The 16,968-nt window shown below is 72.6% G+C and carries 15 protein-coding genes and 1 pseudogene; 8 read left to right on the forward strand and 8 right to left on the reverse strand.

Going from position 1 to position 16,968, the window contains the following annotated elements; translation table 11 throughout:
* The first annotated feature begins 396 nt into the window (after positions 1 to 396).
* Both ABZ990_RS25240 and ABZ990_RS25245 read left to right on the forward strand, forming a co-directional pair.
* The gene (locus tag ABZ990_RS25240; protein WP_361235826.1) at positions 397 to 1,752 is read left to right on the forward strand and encodes a DUF2306 domain-containing protein; all 1,356 of its coding nucleotides are present in this window, start codon (positions 397 to 399) and stop codon (positions 1,750 to 1,752) included.
* Between the two features lie 55 nt (positions 1,753 to 1,807).
* A complete protein-coding gene (locus ABZ990_RS25245) occupies positions 1,808 to 2,413 on the forward strand; it encodes a PadR family transcriptional regulator (protein WP_361235829.1) in 606 nt (201 codons plus the stop codon).
* A 29-nt stretch (positions 2,414 to 2,442) separates the two neighbouring features.
* Here ABZ990_RS25245 and ABZ990_RS25250 read toward each other — a convergent pair whose 3' ends face one another.
* The 5 genes and pseudogenes from ABZ990_RS25250 to ABZ990_RS25270 all read right to left on the reverse strand — a co-directional run bounded on the left by ABZ990_RS25250 (position 2,443) and on the right by ABZ990_RS25270 (position 6,239).
* The gene (locus ABZ990_RS25250; RefSeq protein ID WP_361235831.1) at positions 2,443 to 3,135 is read right to left on the reverse strand and encodes an alpha/beta hydrolase; all 693 of its coding nucleotides are present in this window, start codon (positions 3,133 to 3,135) and stop codon (positions 2,443 to 2,445) included.
* Between the two features lie 130 nt (positions 3,136 to 3,265).
* The gene (locus ABZ990_RS25255; RefSeq protein WP_361235834.1) at positions 3,266 to 3,898 is read right to left on the reverse strand and encodes a phosphoribosylanthranilate isomerase; all 633 of its coding nucleotides are present in this window, start codon (positions 3,896 to 3,898) and stop codon (positions 3,266 to 3,268) included.
* 335 nt (positions 3,899 to 4,233) lie between these two features.
* Complete coding sequence (locus tag ABZ990_RS25260; RefSeq protein ID WP_361235837.1) at positions 4,234 to 4,767, reverse strand: methyltransferase domain-containing protein; 534 nt, start codon at positions 4,765 to 4,767, stop codon at positions 4,234 to 4,236.
* A 61-nt stretch (positions 4,768 to 4,828) separates the two neighbouring features.
* Positions 4,829 to 5,149: pseudogene (locus ABZ990_RS25265) on the reverse strand (class I SAM-dependent methyltransferase); the annotation flags it as partial.
* Between the two features lie 82 nt (positions 5,150 to 5,231).
* A complete protein-coding gene (locus ABZ990_RS25270) occupies positions 5,232 to 6,239 on the reverse strand; it encodes an RNA polymerase sigma-70 factor (protein WP_361235840.1) in 1,008 nt (335 codons plus the stop codon).
* Between the two features lie 270 nt (positions 6,240 to 6,509).
* On the opposite strand from ABZ990_RS25270, the gene ABZ990_RS25275 reads away from it, so the two are divergent.
* Both ABZ990_RS25275 and ABZ990_RS25280 read left to right on the forward strand, forming a co-directional pair.
* Positions 6,510 to 7,499: an AraC family transcriptional regulator gene (locus ABZ990_RS25275; protein ID WP_361235843.1), complete on the forward strand. Its 990-nt coding sequence runs from the start codon at positions 6,510 to 6,512 to the stop codon at positions 7,497 to 7,499.
* 435 nt (positions 7,500 to 7,934) lie between these two features.
* On the forward strand, positions 7,935 to 8,735 hold the full coding sequence (locus tag ABZ990_RS25280; RefSeq protein WP_361235846.1) for a DUF5707 domain-containing protein: 801 nt from the start codon (positions 7,935 to 7,937) through the stop codon (positions 8,733 to 8,735).
* Between the two features lie 144 nt (positions 8,736 to 8,879).
* Here the strand turns inward: ABZ990_RS25280 and ABZ990_RS25285 are convergent, their stop codons facing one another.
* Positions 8,880 to 10,136 (reverse strand): hypothetical protein, encoded by a 1,257-nt coding sequence (locus ABZ990_RS25285; protein ID WP_361235848.1) that lies wholly within the window; start codon positions 10,134 to 10,136, stop codon positions 8,880 to 8,882.
* Between the two features lie 249 nt (positions 10,137 to 10,385).
* On the opposite strand from ABZ990_RS25285, the gene ABZ990_RS25290 reads away from it, so the two are divergent.
* The 4 genes from ABZ990_RS25290 (at position 10,386) to ABZ990_RS25305 (ending at position 14,772) form a co-directional block, all read left to right on the forward strand.
* A complete protein-coding gene (locus tag ABZ990_RS25290; RefSeq protein WP_361235851.1) occupies positions 10,386 to 10,835 on the forward strand; it encodes an SAV_915 family protein in 450 nt (149 codons plus the stop codon).
* 17 nt (positions 10,836 to 10,852) lie between these two features.
* On the forward strand, positions 10,853 to 12,247 hold the full coding sequence (gene lysA, locus ABZ990_RS25295; RefSeq protein ID WP_361235854.1) for a diaminopimelate decarboxylase: 1,395 nt from the start codon (positions 10,853 to 10,855) through the stop codon (positions 12,245 to 12,247).
* A gap of 369 nt (positions 12,248 to 12,616) precedes the next feature.
* Positions 12,617 to 14,065, forward strand: a complete 1,449-nt coding sequence (locus ABZ990_RS25300; protein ID WP_361235857.1) for a glyceraldehyde-3-phosphate dehydrogenase — start codon at positions 12,617 to 12,619, stop codon at positions 14,063 to 14,065.
* A gap of 251 nt (positions 14,066 to 14,316) precedes the next feature.
* Entirely contained in the window at positions 14,317 to 14,772 is a 456-nt protein-coding gene (locus tag ABZ990_RS25305; RefSeq protein WP_361235860.1) for a TerB family tellurite resistance protein, read from the forward strand.
* Between the two features lie 202 nt (positions 14,773 to 14,974).
* Here the strand turns inward: ABZ990_RS25305 and ABZ990_RS25310 are convergent, their stop codons facing one another.
* Both ABZ990_RS25310 and ABZ990_RS25315 read right to left on the reverse strand, forming a co-directional pair.
* Complete coding sequence (locus ABZ990_RS25310; RefSeq protein WP_361235863.1) at positions 14,975 to 15,931, reverse strand: M56 family metallopeptidase; 957 nt, start codon at positions 15,929 to 15,931, stop codon at positions 14,975 to 14,977.
* Between the two features lie 5 nt (positions 15,932 to 15,936).
* Positions 15,937 to 16,365: a BlaI/MecI/CopY family transcriptional regulator gene (locus tag ABZ990_RS25315; RefSeq protein WP_361235866.1), complete on the reverse strand. Its 429-nt coding sequence runs from the start codon at positions 16,363 to 16,365 to the stop codon at positions 15,937 to 15,939.
* Positions 16,366 to 16,968 lie beyond the last annotated feature (603 nt).

Here is a 16,968-nt window from a genome sequence, read left to right on the forward strand (position 1 = left end):
TCACGACGAGGATCGACCACCACGGCCTGACCCGTCGACTCATCGGCGATCATGTACGACGCCTGCGAAAGGCAGTCGAGGTAGTACTGGGCGAAAAACACGGCGGAACTCCCTTTCGCGTGATGCGGCGCGCCCGCTGGAGCGGGCCCCGTGACCGGCGGTCCCGGAATGCGTACCCGCATCCACCGTCGACCTCGAATACCCCCCTAGGTATCAACACTCCCGACCGTAAACGGGTGCGGCCGGGAAAGTCAAATACCCCTAGGGGTATCAATCCGCTCCCCCGCCGAGACGGCCCGGACCATTGACCGCGCCAGGGCTTGCCCCTACCTTCCTCGATAGTCCTTTCTGGACTATCGAGGCGCGATCACCTCGCGCGAGGGCCGGGGAGCCGCCATGTCACGAGCCATGCAAGCCCGCACCGGAAACAGCACGGCCGGCGCGACCGGCACACCCGGCACGACGGACACCGGCACGACCGGCACCACCGCCCCTGACGGCACCACCGCCCTTGACAGCCCCGCCTCCCCCGGCGGTCCGGCCGGGAAACGCGAGGGCGTGCGCTGGGGGCGCGCCGCCGCGCTCGCCGTCACCGTGATCTGCCTCCTCTACGCGCCGGTCGCGATGACCGGGCTCTGGCCGTTCGCGCGCCCGGGCGCGCCCTCCCTCGGCCAGTGGCTGCTCGGCCGGTCGGTCTCCCCCGGGTACGCGGCCACCCTGATCCAGGACCGCGCGGTCCCGTACGCCCGCAGCCTGGGCCCGCTGATCGTCCACTCGGTGCTGGGCGGACTGCTCATGCTGATCGGCCCCGCCCAACTGCTCACTGCGGTCCGCCGGCGGATCCGGCTCCACCGGGCCCTCGGCATCCTCTACGCCGCCGCCGTATACGTGTCGATGGCGGGCGTCGCGCTGTATCTGATCCGCACCCGGCCCGAAGAGACCTTCAGCGGGGCGGCGTTCTGGGTCGTGCTCGCCACGCTCCTGACGGGCACCGTCCTCAGCGTCACCTTCGGCGTGCTCACCGCCGTGGCCGGACTGCCGGAGCTGCACCAGCGATGGATGCTGCTCTGTTACGCCTACCTCATGACCGCGCCCCTGCTGCGGATCGAGTGGGGCGCGCTGCCCGCGCTCTATCCGGGGCTCACGCTCCAGGAGATCAACCTCGTCGCACTGATGCCTCTCGGCACGCTCGTCGTGCTCGGCGCCCTGCTCGCCTCCCGCGCGATGGACCGGCGGGACAACCACCCGTACGTGAGCGGCCGTTGGTGGCCCGCTCCGGCGCTCGCCACCGCGTACGCGGTGGCCGTCGCGGGCCTGGTGTGGCTGGGCCACGGCTTCGCCGGGCACGGCACCCCGGGGCGCCGGCTGCTGCTCGCGTACGCCGTCCCGTACGTCCTGCTCCTCGCCGTCCCGCAGGTCCGCGCCCTGCGGGCGGCCCGGCGCGGCGCGGTGTGGGCGCGCGAGGAGTGGCACACCCATCTGGTGGTGATGTGCCTGGCACCCGCGTTCTCGGCGGGAACGGCGGTGATGCTGCAACGGGCCATGGACCTGGACGAGTTGACGGCTCTGACGGCGGGGGCGGGCCTCAGCGTCGGCTTCCTGGCCTTCGGCGCCCATGTCCTGGTCGGGGTACGGGTGTTGTCCGGCCGCCGGGCGCACGGGCGACGGACGGACCCGTCGGCGTCCCGCACGGCAGCGGCCACGGCTACGGCCACGACGGCGGTACCGGGCCTCGAAGGGGAAGCGCCGTAAGCGGCCCCGGCAACCGGGGGCCGGCGCGCGCCGGCCCGGCGTGTACGGTCGCGGCATGGCTGATGTCCGGTTGACCACGCCCTCGTTCCTGGTGCTCGGCGTCATCGACACGCTCGGCGAGGCCAGTCCGTACGACGTGAAGGTCGAGGCCGCGCGTACGGTCGCACCGTTCTGGTCGGTCCCGCACGCGCAGGTGTACGCGCAGTGCGACCGGCTGCTGGCGGCGGGGCTCGTCGCGGAGGTACGACGGGAGGGCGGCCGGGGACGACGGCTCCTCCGGGTCACCGAGGAGGGGACGCGGGCGCTGCGCGGATGGCTGGAGGACACGGCGTTCGTCCCGGTCGAGGCCCGCGAACGGAGCATCCTGAAGCTCTGGTTCGGCGCGCGTCCCGGGCACCACGCCCCGGTCCAGATCGGCGCGCACACCCGCGCTCTGGAGGAGTACGAGCAACTGGCCGCGGCGGTGGGCGAGTCGATGCCCCGGGGGCAGCGTGAGGCCCTGGAGTTCGGCATCCGTTACGAACGGATGATGGTCGACTTCTGGCGCTGGGCCGCGGACCGGGAGCCGGGCCGCGGCCCGGATCGCGTACCGGAACCGGACCGGGCCCCCGGTCCTGCCCCCTCCCCCTCCCCCGGACCGGAGCCCGGGGACGCGGCCTGACCTGCGGAGCAACAGTCCGGCCGGGACCCTCAGGAGCCGGTGTTCTCCGCCGCCTCGGCGATGACGCGCGCCAGTTCACGGGGACGGGTGGTCATGGGCCAGTGGCCGGAGTCGATGTCGGCGTACCCGATCCGGGTGGCCCGGGCGAGTTCCGGGCTGACGCCGGAGGCGATCCACTCCTGGGCCTGGGCGGGGGTGAACTCCGGGCAGACGAGCACCAGGGGGATGTCGAAGCGACGGTCGTCGGTCAGCCGCACCACGCCCCGCGCCACCCCCTCGGGCACCGGGTGGGCACCCGCGGCGAGCCGCTCCCGGGTCGGCTGGTCGAGGTCGGCGGCGTCGGGGCCCTCGAAGGCGGCCCAGCCCGGGAAGGGCATGACGCCGTCCTGGATCTCGAAGAAGTCGGCGTAGGCGCTGCCGTGGGCGGCCGGGTAGCCGCCGACGAGAGCGACCTTGGCCACCTTGTCCGGGCGCGCGTCGGCCGCCAGCCACGCCAGGCTCGACGCGGCGGAGTGGCCGACGACCAGAGGCTTCCCAGGGGAGTCGGCCACGGCGGCGAGCACGGCCGCCAGCTGGTCGTCGAGGGTGGCGGAGGTGTCGCCGTCGCCCTGGCCGGGGAGCGTGACCGGGACGGGCCGGTGGCCGCGCACGGCCAGTTCCAGAGCGACGTCGTCCCAGGCGGATCCGTCGAGCCACAGGCCGGCGATGAGCAGGATGTCCATGTCGTCGTTCTCCCGGAGAGAGTGCGGTACTGGCCCGGTGCACGCTAGCGGCAGGGGCCGACATCGGCGGCCCGCACTACGCCGTACGCGGGCCGGAAATCCCGCCGGGGGCTTCCTGCGCCGAGGGCGTTCAGCGCGCCGCCCGTGCTCCGGCGGTCTTCGCGGCGGTGACGAAGGAGCGAATCAGCTCGGGGTCCTTGACTCCGGGAGCGGACTCGACCCCGCTGGAGACGTCGACGCCCCAGGGCCGGGCCTGCCGGATGGCCTCGGCGACATTGCCGGGGGTCAGGCCGCCGGCGAGGAGCCAGCTGCCCTCGGGCCGCGCGGTGTCGAGGAGGGACAGGTCCCAGCGGGCACCGGAACCGGCCTCGGGCGAGTCCAGCAGCAGGACCTCCTCGCGGTACGCGCCGACCCGGGTGTCCGGCCGGTCCTTGAGGGAGGTGGCGCGCCACAGGTGCGGGAACAGGGCGAATGCCTCGGCGAAGTCCTCCTCGCCGTAGGCGGGTCCGTGCAGCTGGAGGGCGCCGATGCCGATGTCGCGGGCGAACCCGGCGGCCTCGGCGGCGGGCATGTCGTTGACGACGAGTACCGAGGTCACTCCGGTCGCCCCGGTCGTCACGTGCGCGGCGAGCCGCGCCGCCTGGTCCCGGGCGAGTCCGCGCACACTGCGCTCGCTGATCACCAGCCCGATCGCGTCGGCGCCGGCCTCGATGGCCACGTCGATGTCGGCGGTCGTGGCGAGCCCGCACACCTTGACGAACACTGTCTCTCCTCCGCTGCCCCGCGCTGCCGTGCCCGCCGTACCCGGGCAGGGGGCGGCGGCCCGGCCGAGCCTACCGCCGCCGGTGCCGGTGCCCATGCCGGTGCCGGTGCCGGTGCCGGGCCGTCGTCGGCTCTTGCGGCCCGCCCCGCCCGGCCCGGGAGGGGCGGGCCCGGCGGTCAGGGACGGGCACGGCCGTCAGGGACGGGCACGGCCGTCAGGGGCGGGTCAGCACCAGCACGTCGTAGCGCTCGACCACGGGGGACGGCCGGTCCGGCGGTTCCGCCCGGGCGGCGGCGGCCAGACGGCGTAGGGCCTGTCTTTTGGATCAGGCCGGATCAGGGAGCGGGGTCCGGTGCACTGCACTCGCTTCGCTCGCTCCGTCTCGGCGCTTTGATCCATCCTTCGGATGCCGAGCAGCGATCGCAAGGCGGAGGAGGGAGACAACGCGGTGGGGGCGCCTCCCGTGCCCGGAGGGCCACGGGGGAGCGCGTGCCGGGGCACGCGAGCCCGGCAAGATCCGAAAGACAGGCCCCTGGTCCAACGGCGTACTCGGCTTCCGTCAGCCGGGCGAACTTCGACTGCGGCCGGGTGGTCATCCGTTCGTGGAAGTCGCGCAGTCCGCGGGTGACGGGCCGGGCGAAGGAGGTGACCGTACGGAGGACCAGGCCGGCCGCCGTGAAGTCGGCGACGATCTCGGACTCCGACGGGAACCGCCGGGCGTCCGTGGCACGCGGCCGGGGCCAGTACGTGTACACCGGCGCGTCCAGCCGTTCGCGGACCGTGGTGCGCACGACGAGCGAGCCGCCGGGGCGCAGCACCCGGGCGGTCTCGCGGGCCGCGCGAACCCGGTCGGGTAGATGGTGGACCAACCCGGGACATCAGGGCGAGATCGAAGCGGCCGGCGGGCGCCGGGACGGCTTCCGCCGTACCGGCTACGTAGTGGACCGTGTCGTGCGCGTTGAACTGCCGGGCCCGGCGCAGCATGGGAGCCGAAGGGTCGACGGCCGGCACTGTGGAAGCGCCGAGCAAGCGGGCCATCGACGCGCTGAACATCCCTGCACTGGAGCCGAGTTCGACGACGGCGGGGGCCGGCCGGTCGGCGAATGAGCCGATCAGCCGGGTCCAGTCGCGCAGCGCGTCCTCGGGTATCTCGTTACCGCGCTGATAGACCTCCGCCAGCCGCTCGTCGTCGTGGTCCCGGACCGCCACCGCCGAAGCCGCCGGCGGTGGCGTGCACTCGCTCCCGTCCATGCCGGTGATCCTCACCACGCCACCCCGGGCACAAGGACACGCGGGCACGCGAGCGGGCCGCCATGTCCTCAGCCCTCAGCCCTCAACGGGAGATGACCGCCTCCTGTCCGATCCGGGACAGCTTCTCCGGGTTGCGCACCGCGTACAGTCCGGTGACCAGGCCCTCGTCGACCCGCAGCGCGAGAACGGTGTCGGTCTCGCCGCCGGTCCCCACGATCAGCGCCGGTCCGCCGTTGATCCGGGCCGGTCGCAGGGTGCCGAGCGTGGTGATCCGGACGAGGACGGCGATCACCCGGTCGGCACCGACGACGGGTTCGAGCGCGGCGCGGACGACCCCGCCGCCGTCGGTGAGCAGCACCGCGTCGGGGGCGATCAGATCGCACAGGCTCTGCAGGTCGCCGGTCTCGACCGCCGTCCGGAACGCGTCGAGCACCCCTTGGGTCTCCGCCGCCGACACCTCCCCGCGCGGGCGGCGCGCGGCGACATGGGCCCGGGCGCGGTGGGCGATCTGCCGTACGGCGGCGGGGGACTTGTCGACGGCCGCCGCGATCTCGTCGTACTCCATGCCGAACACCTCGCGCAGGACGAACACCGCCCGCTCGGTCGGCAGCAGCGTTTCGAGCACCAGCATCATCGCCATCGAGACGCTGTCGGCGAGTTCGACGTCCTCGGCGACGTCCGGCGCGGTGAGCAGCGGCTCGGGCAGCCAGGGGCCGACGTACGACTCCCTGCGCCGGGCCAGGGTGCGCAGCCGGGTGAGGGCGAGGCGGGTGGTGATCCGGACGAGATACGCCCGCCGTTCCCGTACGGCCGACAGGTCGACGCCCGTCCACTTCAGCCAGGTCTCCTGGAGCACGTCCTCGGCGTCCGCCGCCGAGCCGAGGAGTTCGTAGGCGACGGTGAAGAGGAGATTCCGGTGGGTGACGAAGATGTCGGTCGCCAGGTCGGCTTCCCTGCCACCGACTTCGGCCCGCGCCGCCGCCTCTCGTCCCCCGCGTTCGCCGTCCGCCTTCCGTTCCCCGTGTTCGCCGTCGGCCATCCGCCGCTCCTGTCCGTTCGCCGTCGTGCGCGCGTCGTCGTCCGCACCCACGCCGGTCCCCGGGACGGCCCCTGCGCCGACCCCCGCACCTGTGTCTGTCCTTGTCATGGACACAGGACGCCGGCGGGGGCCCGTGTGTGACATCCCGGTCCGGTGGCGTGGCTCACAGGGCGGCACGGTGACGGACAGGACACCCGAAGATCACCGACCGTCACGCCTTGGGTATGCTCTGCTGCCCCCACGCCGGTGCCGACCTTGGGCGCCTCTCACCTGCCTGTCGCCCGACGGCAGTTGTCCGTACACGAAGAGGAGGGAACGCCGATGCTGATGGAGTCGGTGTACCGGAGTGAGGATGTGCCGATCGACGAGAGGTTCGACTGCTGGCGCACGCTCCTCGGCCGGACGCACGCCCCGGTGGACCTCGTCAGCGAGCACCGGCAGGATCTCCTCGTCGTCCAGCGCACGTTGAGCCTCGGTGCCGTGTCCGTGTGGCCGTCGTCGTTCCACCCGGTGGTCTTCCGGCGCACTCCCCGGCTGATCCGGGAGTCGGATCCCGAGGGGCTGCACCTCACCCTTCCGCTCAAGGGGATGCTGCACGTCAGCAGGGAACGGGGCGAGACCTGTCACGATCCCGACAGCTTCAACGTGCTCAGTACGTCACGCCCGTTCGAGGTCCGGTCCATCGCGTCGGCCGACGGACTGCACACCGGAGTGGGGCTGGAGGTACCCGCGGCCCTTCTGCCCTTCCCGGGCCGTCTGCGCGACCGGCTGACCGGACTGCGGCTCTCGGCGAAGGACGGATTCGGCGCCCTGCTGGCGCAGTTGCTCACCCAACTGACGCACGGCTCCCATTCCTACCAGCCCGCCGACGGCCCCCGCTTGGGGACGATCGTGGTGGACCTGCTGTCCGCGCTGTTCGCCCACGCCCTCGACACCGACGGCCCGCTCGCTGCGGAGACCCACCAGCAGACCCTCGTCGTGCGCATCCGGGCGTTCATCCAGGCGAACCTGCACGACCCGGCGCTGACCCCGTCCGCGGTCGCCGCCGCGCAGCACATCTCCACGAGCTACCTCCACCGTCTCTTCCAGCACGAAGAGGAGACCGTCGCGGCCTGGATACGGCGGCAGCGGCTGGACCGCGCCCGCCGCGACCTCGCCGACCCGGCGCAGTACGCCGTCCCGATCCATGTCGTCGCCGCCCGCTGGGGTTTCCCCCAAGCAGCCGACTTCAGCCGCGCGTTCCGGAACGCCTTCGGCGTCCCGCCCAGGGAGTACCGCCGCCTTGCCCGGAACCCCGACATGGCCGTGTGACGCCCGCTCGAAACGTTCCCGCCCGCGCGGCGGCAGCCCCCGGAACACGTCGGAGGCGTCTTCAGGACCACGGGGACCCCCGTACCCCGTGGCCCTGGAGACGGCTCCGGCACGCGGACGGCACTCGGCCGCCGCGCGGGTGCGGACACTGCCGCCCCACGAGGAACCACCTTCAGAATGCGGGGAGTTCCCGCGAGTTGTCGTTGGCTCTGAGTCCACGGTTTCCTGGCTGTGCGTCCACTCGACGCTTGCCGGTCGGCGGCCGGGCACCGTCGAGAAGCCGGGATCGCCTCCGGCGAGACGTCACTCCGGCGTACAACTTTTCCCTTCCGTCACGGGTCCGTCTCTGCGGAACTCATCGGTTCCGCAGACACAGACGGGCACGTGGAAGCCGAAGGGCCGTCTCGCGCGCCCCTTCATCCGTGGGGAACACCTATGCGTATGCGTGCCTCCGCCGCCGTCGCGGCCGGCGCTCTGGCTCTCACCACTCTCACCACTCTCACCGCCCTCACCGCCCTCACCGCTCCCGCCGCGCGGGCCGACGACTACCGGGGCGACATCAAGATCTCCGGTGTCGTCGTCAACGGCGGCAAGCCGGTCGTCCTCGGCACCACCGCCAAGAAGACCTTCACGGTCTCCTTCACCGTCACCGACGGCTCCGGTGTCAGCATGGCGAAGGTGCTGATGTGGCACGGACCGTCCTTCGCCAGGATGGACTACGCCATCCTGCCGAACACGTCCTACGCCTCCTGCACCAAGTCCGGTGCCACGAGCGTGAACTGCCGGCAGACCTTCACGGTCGGCCCGGCCTCCAACATGCTCAACACGTACGCGGGCACCTGGAGGCTCACGGCGTCGGCGCAGGCCAAGGACTTCGACTACGTCCAGAAGGACGATCTCAAGAGCTTCCGTGTCCAGCGCGACTCCAGGCTGACGGCCGCCGCCGCACCGAAGACCGTGAAGAAGGGCGCGACCGTCACGGTGAAGGGCAAGCTGTCCCGCGCCAATTGGGACACCGGACGGTACGGGGGCTACGGCAGCCGGTCGGTGCGGTTGCAGTTCCGCAAGAAGGGCGGCACCTCCTACACCACGGTCAAGACGATCAAGGCGGACGCCGGCGGCAATCTGAAGACCACCGTCAAGGCGTCCACCAGCGGCTCCTACCGCTACACCTTCGCGGGCGACACGACGACCCCGGCGGCCTGGGCCACGGGTGCCTACGTCACCGTCAAGTGAGGTGAGACGGCCGCGCGATCGCCCTCACCGGATCGCGCGCTGACGGCCGCGAGGGCGCACTCCGGCCCGTACCCGTACCCGTTTGCCACCCCGCCCGCAGGCGGGGTGGCAGGAATCGCCGAGGCTCTCCCTGTCCGGTCCGGGCTAGGAGGTGCCGGGGCCCTCCTTCTCCGGTCCCGGCTCCGTCTCGTACGCGTCGAGGGCGTACGGGTGGACGTACCGTTCCCCGTCGAACGGGGCGAACCATCCGGCGGCCCCGCCCCGGGCCGAGGTCTCCCGGCAGCCGTGCGGGCCGGGGCCGGCGGCCTTGCGGACATGGGCGGCGAAGCGGTCGAGGGCCGTGGCCACCACGTCGTCGAGGAGGCCGTACAAGTCGAGGGCGACACGGGCCTGTTCGAGGAGGAAGCGCAGGACCATGTCCTCGGCGGGGCAGCCGAGGCGACGGAAACTCCCGTCGGTGAAGCGAGTGGTGAGCGCGACGGCGGTCACCAGGAAGCGGCGCGCGAAGAGTTCGTCGTAGCGGGACCCGGGCCGGACGGGCAGCCGGCCCAGGTGCCAGAGGTGGCCCTCGCAGGAGGCGACGTCGGTGTCCTCCTCCGCGAGGACCTGCACATCGTCGTACAGCTCGTCGATGAGGACCTCGGCGGCATGGACGAGGGCGCCGGCGGCCAGGGCGGCGGTGTCGCCGGAGGCGGCGAAGACGGCCGGGTCGAAGGCGCGCAACCGGCTTGCCATGAACCGGAGTTCCGTCTCGGGATCGGGGGCCTCCTCCACGACGTCCGCCCAGAGGTCGGCGTCCTCGTCGTCCTCCGGGTCCCCGGGCGCGCGGTCGTGGCCGGCGAGGCCCCACGGGTCGTGGTCGTCGTCCGCGCCGCCCGGCCCGTCGCATCCGCCGGGCGAGGGGAGCCCGCCGAGGGAGGCGAGGGCGCCGAGCACGTCCGGACCGTCGCCGTCCTCCGGGCGCGGAGTGCGCCAGGGGCGCGGGGCCTGTGGGCCGACGCCGGGCCGGGCGGTGTGCCGGGCCCGGCGCAGGGCGGGGTCGCTGGGCGGGGCGCCGGGCCCGTCGGCGGCGGCCAGGCTCTCCCGCGCGAGCTCGGTGTGCAGCCTGACCTCGCTGCTCAGCACCAGCCAGCCGGTCAGCTGCTCGGCCCGGTCCAGTACCTCCTGGGTCACGGCCCCCACCGCGTCCTCGGCCGTCTCCAGGGTGGGTGCCCCGACGCTGACGGTCAGCACGGCGCCGCCCGGGTGGGCGGCCACGGTCACGTCGAAGACATCGACGGCGGCACCGTCGGGGCCCTCGACCCCGGCCACCGAGCCGAAGCCCCGTTCGAGGAGGACGACGGCGCCGAACCGGCCGAGCGCGTCGAGCTCGGCGGCGCCGTCCGGTATGCACGTTTCCACGGTCACCACGTACGTCACGACGGCAAGAGTGCCAGGTCCGCGGGGGTCGTTCGAGGGGATCGGGAAAACCTCTCGAAAACGGGCGCGGGACCCTCACAGCCGCGACCCGGGCGGGGCGTTCGGGCGAATCGCGTCAAAGGGCCGTCAGAAGCGCGTCAGGGCAGGTCCGGGCGGCGCCGGGGACGGGCAGGGTGACGGATGACGGCCCGGCGCGCACGGCGCGGGGCACCCGTTTCCGGGAGGACCGCCATGACCGCCACCCTGTACGCGTACGGAGACGACGCCGAACCCTGCGAACGGGTGCCGGCCGGGCGGCTGCTGTACGTCCCCGTCCGGCCGGCCGCCCACGGCTGCGCGGTGCGGCTCTTCCGTACGCCCGTCGGACGGCGTACGGCGGTCGCGTTCACCACGCCCGACCGGCTGCGGGCCGTCCTCGGCGCCGGGCACGCCTGCGCGCCGCTGGCCGTACCGGCCCTGCGGGCCCTCGTCGCGCCGCTGGGTGTCGACGCGCTGATCGTCGACCCCATGCTCACCGCTCCGGCGCCGGCGTCGATGTCGATGTCGGTGTCGGCCTCGACCCCGGCCCAGGCGCAGGCGTCGGCGTCGGCGTCGGCACCGGCACCGGCAGAAGCGACCCGGCCGGCCCTGCCCACCTGGCCCGCTTGGTCCGCTTGGTCCGCCGCCGCCCTGGCCCGCTGAAAGGGAGCGCCGCCGCCATGACCGTCACCTCTCTCCGTTCCTTCCCCTCCCTTCCCTCTCACCCTTCCCTCCCTTCCCTCCCTTCTCTCCCTTCCTCCGCTCGCCGCCCCGCCGACGACGATCTGTCCGTCTGGCCCGCCTCGGCCGAGGACCGCCCGGACGGACGGCTGTCCGTCGCCGGGGTCGCGCTCGACGGGATCGCCGAGCAGTACGGCACCCCCGTCTACGTGCTCGACGAGGACGAGGTCCGGCGCCGCTGCCGCGCCTATCGCGACGCCTTCCCCGAAGCCGAGGTGCACTACGCGGCCAAGGCGTTCCTGTGCCGGGCCCTCGCGCGGTGGGTCGAGGAGGAGGGGCTTGGCCTGGATGTGTGCTCCGCCGGGGAGCTGGAACTCGCCGTCGCCGCCGGTTTCCCGGCCGAGCGGATCCTGCTGCACGGCAACGCCAAGTCCCCCGAGGACCTGCGCGCGGCGCTGCGCCTCAAGGTCGGCCGGATCGTCATCGACAGCCCGGCCGAGATCGCCCGGATCGCGGCCGCCGTCCCGCCGGGCGCCGAACAGAGGGTGATGCTGCGGATCACCCCCGGCATCGGCGCGGGCGGCCACGCCAAGATCCGTACCGGGTCCGAGGGACAGAAGTTCGGGCTGTCGCTGCGCGACGGACACGCGCAGCACGCCGTCTCCCGCGTCCTCGGCCAGCCGAGGCTCCGGCTGACCGGGCTGCACTGCCACCTCGGCTCGCAGATCACCGGCGTCAAACCGTATCTGTCGGCAGTGCGGCGGCTCGTCGGCCTGATGGCCCGGACCCGCGATCTGTACGGGGTGGTGCTGCCCGAGCTGGATCTCGGGGGCGGCCACGGTGTCGCCTACCGGCCCGGCGACCCGGTCCTCGATCCCACGGCGCTCGCCCACCGGGTGCGGGCGGAGCTGATCGAGAGCTGCGCGGGCGCGGGGCTGCCGGTGCCCCGGCTGATCATCGAGCCGGGCCGGGCGGTCGTCGGCCCCGCCGGGGTCGCCGTCTACCGGGTGCTGGCGGTGAAGGCGACGGCCGCGCGGGTGTTCGTGGCGGTCGACGGCGGGATGAGCGACAACCCACGGCCTGCGCTGTACGGGGTGCGGTACGCGCCCCGGCTGATCGGCCGGCGGTCGGTGGCGGAGCCGGTGCGTACGACGGTCGCGGGGCGGCACTGCGAGGCGGGCGACGTCCTGGCGGAGGACGTCGCGCTGCCGGGTGACGTCCGCCCGGGTGATCTGCTCGCGGTGCCGGTGGCGGGGGCGTACCACCTGTCGATGGCGTCCTCCTACAACCTGGTCGGCCGCCCGCCGGTGGTCGCCGTGTCGGAAGGCACGAGCCGGCTGCTCGTACGGCGGGAGACCCTGGCCGATCTGCGGGCGCGTGACGTGGGCGTCTGAAGCGCCGGGTCACGGTCCCGTCCGGGTCACCCGGGCGGCCGGGCGGCCGGGGCTCACCTGAGCGTCCCGGCTGCCCGGCATTCGAGTGGCCCGAGTAGACGAATCGGCCCTTATCGCCAGGAATCACCACCCAGAGGCAGGTCCGCGCGGCGGACGGCGCAAGAGAGAGAACGGAGAGCGGGGGCGGGAAGAGAGGACGAGAGGCCCGGCGCAAGCGCGGCGTGGACGCCCAACAGCGGCAAAAATTCAGCCATTACCGGCAGAATCCGCCAGATTGCACCCCGTGTCCAGGACCACACTCCGCCCCCTTGCCGCACATCCGAAGGGTCGGGTTAGCATATGAGCACCGCCTAGCTCGAAAGATGCACTGTGACTGTCAACGAGGACTCGTTCACAAACTGGAAGCACCGCGAGGAAATCGCGGAGTCCATGATTCCGATCATCGGGAAGCTGCACCGAGAGCAGGACGTCACGGTCCTTCTTCACAGCCGCTCCCTGGTCAACAAGTCGGTCGTCAGCATTCTCAAGACGCACCGCTTCGCCCGCCAGATCGACGGCGAGGAGCTCTCGGTCACCGAGACCCTGCCGTTCCTGGAGACGCTGACGACCCTGGATCTGGGCCCCTCCCAGATCGACATCGGCATGCTCGCCGCCACCTACAAGGCGGACGACCGCGGCCTGTCGGTCGCGGAATTCACCGCCGAGGCCGTCGCCGGTGCCACCGGCGCCGCCAAGCTGGAGCGCGGCGAGGGCCGCGATGTCGTCCTGTACGGCTTCGGCCGCATCGGCCGCCTGGTCGCCCGCCTGCTCATCGAGAAGGCCGGTTCCGGCAACGGTCTGCGCCTGCGCGCCATCGTCGTGCGCGGCGGCGGGGCCACCGAGGACATCGTGAAGCGCGCCTCGCTGCTGCGGCGCGACTCGATCCACGGTCAGTTCCAGGGCACCATCACCGTCGACGAGGCGACCAACTCGATCGTCGCCAACGGCAACACGATCCGGGTGATCTACGCCAACGACCCGTCCGAGGTCGACTACACGGCGTACGGCATCCAGAACGCCATCCTGATCGACAACACCGGCAAGTGGCGCGACCGCGAGGGGCTGTCGAAGCACCTGCGTCCGGGTATCGACAAGGTCGTCCTGACGGCCCCCGGCAAGGGCGACGTCCCGAACATCGTGCACGGTGTCAACCACGACACGATCAAGCCGGACGAGCGCATCCTGTCCTGCGCCTCCTGCACCACCAACGCGATCGTCCCGCCGCTGAAGGCCATGGACGACGAGTACGGCGTGCTGCGTGGTCACGTGGAGACCGTCCACTCGTTCACGAACGACCAGAACCTGCTGGACAACTACCACAAGGCGGACCGCCGCGGTCGTTCCGCGCCGCTCAACATGGTGATCACGGAGACGGGTGCCGCCTCCGCCGTGGCCAAGGCTCTGCCCGAGCTGAAGGCTCCGATCACCGGCAGCTCGATCCGCGTCCCCGTCCCGGACGTCTCGATCGCCATCCTGAGCCTGCGCCTGGGCCGCGAGACCACCCGCGAGGAGGTCCTGGAGTACCTGCGCGACGTCTCGCTGCACTCCCCGCTGAAGCGCCAGATCGACTTCACCACGGCTCCGGACGCGGTCTCGATGGACTTCGTCGGCTCGCGCCACGCCTCGATCGTCGACGCCGGCGCGACGAAGGTCGACGGCGACAACGCGATCCTGTACCTGTGGTACGACAACGAGTTCGGCTACTCGTGCCAGGTCATCCGGGTCGTCCAGCAGATCTCGGGCGTCGCGTACCCGACCTTCCCGGCTCCGGCGGCCTGAACCGAGGCAGCCTGAACCGGCACCCGTACCGGTGTCCATTCCGGTGTCCATTCCGGTGTTCGTCCCTGTACGGACACCGGAGCGACACCGGAGCGGGTACGGGTGGGAACACAGCACGAAACGTTTCACCGAACGGCGGTGGGGTCACTCCCCACCGCCGTTCGGCGTTTGTGCGCTCCCCTGGGAACTCACCGCTGGGCTGGTACGTTCTACACCTCCGTAGAAGTCACCGACATCGGGAGTACAGCGACATGGCCCTCTGGGACCGCATCAAGGAATCCGCGTCGACGATGCAGACGCAGCTGGTCGCCAAGAAGAACGATCTGAAGTCCGGCGCCTTCCGGGATGCTTCGATGGCGATGTGCGCGCTGGTGGCCGCGGCGGACGGCACCATCGACCCGTCCGAGCGCCGCCGGGTCGCCCAGCTGATCGCCGGCAACGAGGTGCTGCAGAACTTCGACGCGATCGATCTCCAGCGCCGCTTCGACGCCAACCTCGACAAGCTGGCCGCCGACTTCGACTTCGGCAAGGTGAGCGTGCTCCAGGAGGTCGCCAAGGCGAAGAAGAAGCCTGCCGAGGCCCGCGCGGTCGTCCAGATCGGCATCGTCATCGGCGGCGCCGACGGCGACTTCGACAAGACCGAGCAGGCCGTGGTGCGCGAGGCGTGCTTCGCCCTCGGCCTGCCGCCGCACGAGTTCGACCTGTAGGCACAGGGACCGGTCAGAGGGACGGGTCGCCGGTACCGGTCCCGGTCCGGTTGCCCGCCCCTCTGTCGCGCCCGCCGTCGGCGTAGCCCGCGGTCGGCGCGGCCGTACCGCCCCCGGCGTGACGCTCTTCCCGTGTCGTCACGCCGGGGGCGCGACCGTCATACCCGGAGTGACGGCCGCCATGTGAGGGGCGGCCGTCACCTCAGAGAGGCGTGGCGGCCGCGGCGCGCAACAGCAGGAAAAGCGTGACGGCGGAGTTCGCCGAGGACAGCGCCGAGACCGTCGCACCCGCCGCCGCGCCCCAGATGGCCAGGCCCGCCGACGTACTGAGCGGCAGCCAGACCAGGCCCGGCTCGGCGGGCTCCGGCCCGAGCAGCGCGGCGACCCTGCGCGGCACCGGCCCGGCTCCCCCGCCCCCGGCCTGCGGCAGGGTGGCGACGGGGGCCGGGGCCGAGATCAACGCCGCCCGGCCGATCGCCCGCGCGACCGTACGGCGGTCGCCGACCACCCCGGCCGCCGTCTCGTCGGCCCACCGTTCGGCGGTGAAGGTGACAGCGGTCCGCAGCGGGCGCAGAAAAGGATTCGCACGGGCCGCGAGCTGCACCGCGAGCAGATGCCGGTGGTGCCGGCCGGCCAGATGGGCCCGCTCGTGCGCGAAGAGCGCCCGGCGTTCGGCGGAACCGAGCGCGGCGAGCAGTCCGGCGCTGACCACCACCCGGTCCCCGGTCCCGCGCCGGCCCGGCAGCGCGTAGGCGTACGGCACGGGGTCGGGCAGCACCGCGACCGGCCGGCCCGGCAGCCCGGCCAGGGCCCGTTCGACCCGGCGCCGCACCCGCAGATGCCGGACGAGCGCGTGCAGAGCGCCCAGGACCACGGCCCCGAGAGCGGGGATCGCGATGCTCCCGGCGATCACGTCGTACGGCACAGCGGCCCGCACCTCCGGATCCGACCAGCCGTCCGGCAGCGGATTGCCCGGCAGCTGCGCGGTGCCGACGACCATGAGCAGGGCCAGACACAGGGTGCTGCACAGCGCGAGGACGACGGCGAACCCGGTGAGCAGCCGGGTGGCGGTCCGCGGATGCAGCCGGTGCTCGGCGAGCCGGGCGACCGGCCAGGCGCTCAGCGGCAGCAGCAGCGGAAGGAAGACGAAGACTCCCATGCCCGCTAGTCTCCGCCCTCCCGCGCGCCGCCCGTTCTCTCGTCGCCCGCGTCGCCGAGAAGTTCACGCAACAGCCGCTCGTCGTTCGGCGAGAGCGCGGTGACGAAGCTGGCGAGGACGGCCTTGCGGTCGGTCTCGGCGTCGAGGACCTTGCGCATGCGCAGAGCCGCGAGCCCGGACTCGTCGGCGACGGCGGTCCAGACGAAGGAACGCCCGGCGCGCTCACGGGAGACGGCACCCTTGATGTGCAGCCGGGTCAAAATGGTGATGACCGTGGTGTAAGCGAGGTCGCCGCCGAGGTGCTCCTGGACCCAGACCACAGGGACGGGAGCGGGCGCGTTCTTCAGTACGGCGAGGACCTGGGCCTCCAGTTCGCCCTGGCCGCGTCTGCGCGGGGCGGACTCCGCCCCATGTGCGCCGCTTCGGTCCGTCACGCCGTCGTCCTCTCCCGGCCCCGGCCGCCCCGCGCCGGTCCCCCTCTGGCGCGACCGCCGTTCCCGCGCTGTTCGCGCACCGGTCCGCTTCCGTCCAGTCCTTCATCCTACTGACCGCCTTTTGTGCCTCCTTCGCCTCCGGGGTGCTGGAGTCGGACTCACAGCACCGATCGTGCTCGGCCCACTCGTTCCTCGCGGGCCTGCGCGCGTTCGGCACTGTTCCCCCGACGCACCCCTTCGGCTCACTCGGCCGTAGGGGGCGACCCGCACAAAGACGTGACGGCATGGGCTCGGCCCGCACTCGCGGTGCCTCCGGGGGCGGGCCCGCACGAGCGCAAGGCGGCAGGGCGGGCCCGCACTCATGGCGGGAGGGTGGGTACGCCGTGCCGTTGGGGTGCGGCACCGAGGTCCTGATTCGGGGTCCCAGCCTTCTGGAATGTCCCGTTCCGCTCACTCCCGGGGATGCGACGTGACGGACTCGCTCCCCGGGTTCCGTACGCCTCCGGCCGCCGTCTGTCACCAGATCCGGCGCGGTGTGGGCGGTCGGGAGGCGGCGCCGGGGGTGCAATGTGGCCCGGGTGTAGCATCGCGGCACTGAGTGTG

This window comes from Streptomyces sp. NPDC046203 (assembly GCF_040646255.1).
Classification (GTDB): domain Bacteria; phylum Actinomycetota; class Actinomycetes; order Streptomycetales; family Streptomycetaceae; genus Streptomyces.